6 protein-coding genes are annotated in these 6,124 nt (G+C 74.1%); 4 read left to right on the forward strand and 2 right to left on the reverse strand.

The features are described from left to right. Window positions 1-1,114, reverse strand: a 1,114-nt coding sequence (locus ABTZ99_RS44300; RefSeq protein ID WP_499619164.1) for a tetratricopeptide repeat protein, incomplete at its 3' end; no start/stop codon positions are given. Window positions 1,115-1,190: 76 nt separating this feature from the next. Here ABTZ99_RS44300 and ABTZ99_RS44305 point away from each other — a divergent pair. From ABTZ99_RS44305 to ABTZ99_RS44320, 4 genes are all read left to right on the forward strand, one after another. Further along, window positions 1,191-2,393: a S8 family peptidase gene (locus ABTZ99_RS44305; protein ID WP_499619166.1), complete on the forward strand. Its 1,203-nt coding sequence runs from the start codon at window positions 1,191-1,193 to the stop codon at window positions 2,391-2,393. Between the two features lie 218 nt (window positions 2,394-2,611). Beyond that, window positions 2,612-3,244, forward strand: coding sequence for an RNA polymerase sigma factor (locus ABTZ99_RS44310; RefSeq protein ID WP_498783400.1), 633 nt, complete (start codon window positions 2,612-2,614; stop codon window positions 3,242-3,244). Next, window positions 3,210-3,674, forward strand: coding sequence for a hypothetical protein (locus tag ABTZ99_RS44315; protein WP_498783398.1), 465 nt, complete (start codon window positions 3,210-3,212; stop codon window positions 3,672-3,674). Before ABTZ99_RS44310 ends, ABTZ99_RS44315 begins: the two co-directional genes overlap by 35 nt. Window positions 3,675-3,762: 88 nt before the next feature. Next, window positions 3,763-5,313 (forward strand): diguanylate cyclase domain-containing protein, encoded by a 1,551-nt coding sequence (locus tag ABTZ99_RS44320; protein WP_498783397.1) that lies wholly within the window; start codon window positions 3,763-3,765, stop codon window positions 5,311-5,313. On the opposite strand, the gene ABTZ99_RS44325 is transcribed toward ABTZ99_RS44320, so the two are convergent. After that, the gene (locus ABTZ99_RS44325; protein ID WP_499619169.1) at window positions 5,267-6,019 is read right to left on the reverse strand and encodes a class I SAM-dependent methyltransferase; all 753 of its coding nucleotides are present in this window, start codon (window positions 6,017-6,019) and stop codon (window positions 5,267-5,269) included. The genes ABTZ99_RS44320 and ABTZ99_RS44325 overlap by 47 nt on opposite strands. Window positions 6,020-6,124: the final 105 nt, after the last annotated feature.

Here is a 6,124-nt window from a genome sequence, read left to right on the forward strand (position 1 = left end):
AGCGGTCGCCGAGGTCGCGGGCGACCAGCGCGCCGTCGACCCGGGCCTCCAGGCCCGCCATCCGCCACCCCAGCGCGTCCAGCCGGCCCGCCACCCGGGTCAACGCCGTCACCAGCGCCCTGGTCCGCTGCCCGCTCAGGTAGGCCGCGCGCAGTTCCACGTGCCGCGCGCCCTCCGCCCACACCTCGCGCTTCTCGCGGCGGAAGCCCTTGCGGGCGGCCACCGCCATCTCCACGGCCCGGTCCAGGTCGCCCTCCAGCAACGCGATCCTGGCCCGGTAGAACAACGCCTCCGACCGGGCCAGCACCAGGTCGCCGCCCAGTTCGCCCAACGCCCGGTCGGCCGCCGCCCGCGCCTCCTCCAGCAGCGGCACGGACACCAGCAGCTCCAGCCGGTTGATCAGCAGCGCGGGCCGCGGCACCGCCAGCCGCCGGTACTCCCGCTCGGCCTCGGCGAACATTGTCAACGCCCGCGGCACGTCGCCCGCGCGCGACGCGGAGATGCCCGCGTTCCACCGCACGTCGGCCACGGCGAGCGCCTGGTCGAGGTCCCGGTAGAGCGCGGCCGCGCGGTCGAAGTCCTCGTCCGCCGCGCGCAGGCCGCCGGTGTAGGCGCGCAGCAGCCCGCGGTTGTTCAGCGCCCGCGCCTCCACCAGCCGCTCGCCGAACCGGCGCACCACCTCGATCGCGGCGTTGTACTCGCGCAACGCCTCGTCGTACCGGCACAGGTAGTGCAGCACCAGGCCGCGTTGCATCCGGCCGCTGCCCGCGTCCACGCCGCGCAGGTTCGGCAGCGCCGCGTTGATCGCGCGCAACGCCTGGGCGTGCCGCCCGGTGTTCGACAGCACGAACGCGAGGCTCATCCGGGCGAGTGCCGCCGAACGCGCCGATCCCGCCCGTTCGGCGACGCGCACGGAATGGCGCAAGTGGCGCAGCGCCGCGTCGAACTCGTGCAACTCGCGGAACGCGAGACCGATCGCGCGTTGCGCGGCGGAGGCCTCCTCGTCGTCGCCGGAAGCCCGCGCCGCCCGCAGCGCGGACCGGCCGATCTCGATGGCCGCCCGCGGGTCCCGCTGCCGGGCTTCCAGCGCTGCGGCGGCGGAAACCCCTGCCACGAACCCACCTTATTACCAAGTCGGCTGTGGTAGCTTGCTCACACCCGGCACCCGTCGACGTCGCTGTGAGGCCTCGGTGTCCGAACCATCGAATCGCTCCGGGCTCTACCAGGAGGCCTTCCAACAGGCCATCCGCGACCACAAGAGCTACCGCCTCCACCCCGAGCGCGGCCGGGAATTCCTCTTCGTCGCCGGTGAGCTGCTGACCATTCCCGAGGACGTCGACCGGGTCGCCCGGAAACTCGCGCAGAACAACATCGGCAACTCCCGCGGCCGGGATTTCGCCGGAATGGCCCGGCTGGTGCTGGCCCGCGATTCCGACGACATCCCGGAGATCGTCCGCCTGCTGCGCGACCCCGCCCAGTGGCCCGGCGAGCGCACGCCGTACGTGCAGCCGCACCACGTGCTCGTCGGGCACGGCGGCAACATGCACGGCAACCCGGGCGAGCCGCCGCGCGTCGGCACGCCGCTGAAGGACCCGGACCCGGCGAGCACCGACCTCGGCCGCGGCGTCGTGGTCGGCATCGTGGACACGGGCATCTCGGCGAGCGCCGCGATCGACCACCCGCGGTGGCTCGGCGACGCGTTCGTCCCCAAGGCGGACGAGGTCGACGCCGCCTACCGGCACACCGACGTGTTCGCCCTCGAAGGCGGCCACGGCACGTTCGTCGCGGGCGTGGTCCGGCAAGCCGCGCCGGGCGTGCGGTTCGACCCGGAGAAGGCGTTGGACCCGAACGGTCTCGGCACCGAGGAGCAGTTCGCCCGGGCGCTGTCGTCGTTCGACGAGAAGGTCCAGGTCGTCAACATCTCGATGGGCTGCTTCACCCAGGACGACACCGCCTCCGAACCGATCCGCCGGGCGCTCGCGGGCCTGCCGCGCGACGTCGTCGTGGTGGCCTCGGCGGGCAACCAGGGCACCACGCGGCCGAGTTGGCCGGCGGCGCTGCCCGGCGTCGTCGCCGTGTCCGGGGTCGCCGAGGAGCGCGACGGCAGCCGTGCGCCGGCCTGCTACGCCAACCACGGGCACTGGGTCGACGCGTGCGCGGTCGGCAACCGGACCAGCACGTTCCTCAAGGGCCGGTGGGAGCTGCCGGGCCTGCCGGTGGACGTCTTCGACCGGTTCGCCTACTGGTTGGGCACCTCGTTCGCCGCGCCGCACGTGGCCGGGCGGATCGCCGCGACGATGACCGAGCGCGGCCTGACCGCCGTCCAGGCCCGCGACCACCTGCTGGTCGGGCGACCGGAGTTCTTCCCCGGCTACGGGGTGCTGGTCGAGTAGGCCGATCACGTGGACCCGGCCCGACGCCTCGCGAGGTCGGCTTCCAGGCGACCGGGCCGCCACCGGCGAAGCAGCAGCCGTCAACGCTGTATCTCGCGACCCGGTCGCGACTCCGTAGTGTGTGGCAGCGAAGAATCCGAAGTCCGTGACCCGGCTGGGGTCCGCGCCGGCGCAGACCGGGGCGGAGGCGCAGCATCCCCTGGACCAGAGGAGGGGACGTGACCCCTGCTTCGCCGATCGGCGCGCTCGTGAGCGCGGCGGCGGAGGGCGACCAGCGCGCGTGGAACGAGATCGTCGCGCGCTTCTCGCCCTTGGTGCTGGCGGTGGTGCACCGGCACCGGTTGCGGCACGCGGACGCGGCGGACGTGCACCAGACCGTGTGGTTGCGGCTCGTGGAGCAGCTGGGCAACCTGCGGGAGGCGGACGCGCTGCCCGGCTGGATCGCCACGACCGCCCGCAACGAGTGCCTGCGGGTGCTGCGGGTCCAGCAGCGCACCCTGCCGTACGACCCGCGGTCCGAGGACGAGCCGGCGAGCCCGGACGACGCGGTCGCGGACCTGGACGAGGAGCTGGAGGCCGCCCAGCGGCGGCAGGCGCTGCGCGAGGGATTCCGCTCGCTGTCGGAGCCGTGCCGGGTGCTGCTGGCCAGGCTCATGGCCGACCCGCCGCCGAGCTACGCGGTCCTCGCCGAGCAGCTGGCGATGCCGGTGGGCAGCATCGGACCCACCCGGATCAGGTGCCTGGAGAAGTTGCGCAAGACTCCCGCGGTGCTGAAGCTGGTCGAGCCGCGGCCGGTGGGCGGAGGAGGTGTGGTCGGTGTTGAGGGACGATCCGGGGTGGGAAAGCGATGAGGTGCTGCTGCGCGAGCTCGGCGAGGCGCTCGCCGAGGAGCGCGACGTGCCCGAGCACCTGCTCGACGCCGCGCGGGCGGCGTTCGCGTGGCGCACGGTCGACGCCGAGCTGATCGCCCTGACCAGCTACGACTCCGTGCTGGACGCGGAGCTGGCGGGCCGGGCGCGGGCGACGCAGACCGCGCGGCAGCTCGTGTTCGACGCCGACGGCGTGTCGGTGCAGGTCGAGGTGACCGAGGCGGGTGTCGCGGGCCAGGTGCTGCCGGCGGGGCCGGGCCGGGTCGCGCTCGTCACCGCGACCGGGCCGGTGGAGGAGGCGGAGCTGGACGAGCTGGGCATGTTCCTGCTCGGCCCGCCGCCGTCGGGACCCGTCCGGTTCCGCTGCGAGGTCGGCGGCACGACGGTGATGACCGACTGGGTGTGTGTTTAACCCGATCCGGTGAAACCTTGACGCCGGTGGCCACGGGTCCGGAAGATGCGCGGTGACCTGATCTTCACCCACCGCCGCACACCCACCCATGACCGAGCCAGTCCGCGTCACCACCGCCGGGGGAAGCGCTCCCACGGCGGTCGAGGCGTGGGCGCTGCCGGAGCTGTTCCGGCAGGTCTTCGTCGGTTCCACGGCGGGCATCGCGATCTTCGACGCCCGCGGCGCGCTGGTGGGCGCCAACCCGGCGCTGGAGGCGATGCTGCCGCCGGAGGAGCTGGCGACCCTGTTCACCGCCACGCCGTCCGCCGCGGACGAGGTCAGGACGCAGCGCCGGTTCACCGACGCGGCCGGCGAGCCGATGTGGACCGAGGTGGCGCTGTCGGTGGTGCGCGACGCCGACGGCCGGCCGCGCTGGCACGTCGCCGTGGTCGAGGACACCACCGAGCAGCGGGTGCTGCGCGACTACCTGCGCCACCAGGCCCTGCACGACGTGCTGACCGGGCTGCCGAACCGGCAGAGCTTCCTGCCCAGGCTGGAGCAGGCGCTGGGCCGGCCGGGCTCGATCACGTTGTGCTACCTGGACGTGGACGGCGTCGCCATCGTCAACGACGGCCTCGGCTACGAGGCGGGCGACGAGCTGCTCCGGGTCGTGGCACGGCGGCTGACCGCGGTGGTGGCGGAGGAGGAGAACGCCACGGTCGCGCGCATCGGCGGCGACGAGTTCGTCGTGCTGATCGAGGACTCGCCCACGACGCCGGGCATCCCCGCGCTGGCCGAGGCGATCGAGGCCGCGCTGGTCGAGCCGGTGCGGCTGGCCGGGCACGGCGTCGGCGTGTCCGCGGGCATGGGATTCGTGCGCACGTCGGCGCGCGGGTCCGACGCGATGGCGCTGCTGCGGCAGGCGCACAGCACCCTGCGCCGCGCGGAGAGCGGCGGCAAGGGCCAGTGGGGCATCTACGACGCCGGGCGGGACGCCCGCGACCGCGCCCGGCTGTCGCTGGTGGCGACCATGCCCGGCGCGTTGCAGAACGGCGAGATCGCGCTGGACTACCCGCCGGTCGACCGGGACGGCGAACGGGTCGCGGTGGCGGCCCGGCTGCGGTGGCACGAGGCGGAGTACGGCCCGGTGTCGCACGAGGAGTGCCTGCGGTTCGCCGACGAGCTCGGGCTCAGCGGCCAGCTGGCCGAGTGGGTGCTGGACGAGGCGTGCGCCTTCGCCGCGGCCGAAGGGCTGCCGGTGCTCGTGCGGCTGTCGCCGGACCAGTCGCGCGACCCGGACCTGACCGCGCCGGTCGCCGAGGCGTTGCGCTCCTCGGGGCTGCCGCCGGAGCTGCTGTGGCTGAGCCTGTCCGCGCGGTGCCTGTCCGCACCGGCCGAGGACCTGGACGCGGTGGAGGACAACCTGGTCGCGTTGGGCGGCATGGGGGTCCGCCTGCTGCTGCACGACGTCACGTTCGGCCTGCCGGAGCTGTCCGCGGTGGAGCGGCACGGCCTGCACGCCGTGGAACCGGCCCTGCCGACCGGGGAGTCGTTGGCGCACCAGGCGTTGTCCGCCGTGCTGCCGCTGGTGCGGGCGGCCGGCGCGCTGGTCGTCAGCGACGGTCGCCTGCCGGGAGCGGACCTGGTCGTGCGATCGTGATGATCTCGCGGCTGGTGTGGGTGAGCGGCGCGCGGTCCCAGAAGCCGTAGCGCTCGGCCACGTCGAAGCCGGTCTCGCGCAGCAGCGCGTCGAGGTGGTCGGCGTCGGTGAACCGCAGCGTGCCGCGGTCGACGCGGGGGTGCGGCCAGTCCGGGCTGCTGAACGTCTCGGTCATCGTGACGAGCCCGTCCTCGACGCTCTCCACGAAGTGCTCGACGCGCACCCGCTCGCCGTCGGGGCCGACGATGTCGGTGCCGTTCTCGGGCGTCCACCGCTCCCACGCCCGCGCGCCGGGGTTGCGGGTCTCGAACGCGAACCGCCCGTCCGGCTTGAGCGCCCGCCGGATCGCGGTGAACTGGGCGCGCGCCTCGTCGTCGGTGAGGAAGATCTGGAACGCGTGACCGGTCATCACGACCAGGTCGAACTCACCGTCGAACGCGACCGTGCCGAGGTCGCCGCGCACCCACTCCACGCCCGGGTCGCGCCGCGCCTGCAGGAGCATGCCCTCGGCCGGGTCGAGCCCCACCAGCCGACCGGTGTGCCCACTGGCGCGGGCGGCCTTGAGCAGCGTGCCCGTGCCGCAGCCCACGTCGAGCACGGCGTCCGCGGCCAGCACCCGCTCCAGGTAGAAGCGGTCGTCGTCGCCGAACTGGTTGATCAGGTCGTAGTAGGCGGCCAGGTCCGGGTCCTCGAAAGAATCTGCCATTCGGGCGAGTGTGGCCCGCACGGCGACGGGGCGCCCCCCGAATTGCGGTCGCGGCCCCGCGCGGCGGGGGGGGGAGGCGAAAAAAGGCAGGCGCATCGCGTGGAG

Origin of the sequence: Actinosynnema sp. NPDC002837 (genome assembly GCF_040295345.1) — a bacterium.
GTDB lineage: Bacteria > Actinomycetota > Actinomycetes > Mycobacteriales > Pseudonocardiaceae > Actinosynnema.

Excerpts from the sequence above, each read along its gene's own strand:
- ABTZ99_RS44320 (WP_498783397.1), top strand. The coding sequence starts at position 3,763 with ATGACCGAGCCAGTCCGCGTCACCACCGCCGGGGGAAGCGCTCCCACG.
- ABTZ99_RS44325 (WP_499619169.1), bottom strand. The coding sequence starts at position 6,019 with ATGGCAGATTCTTTCGAGGACCCGGACCTGGCCGCCTACTACGACCTG.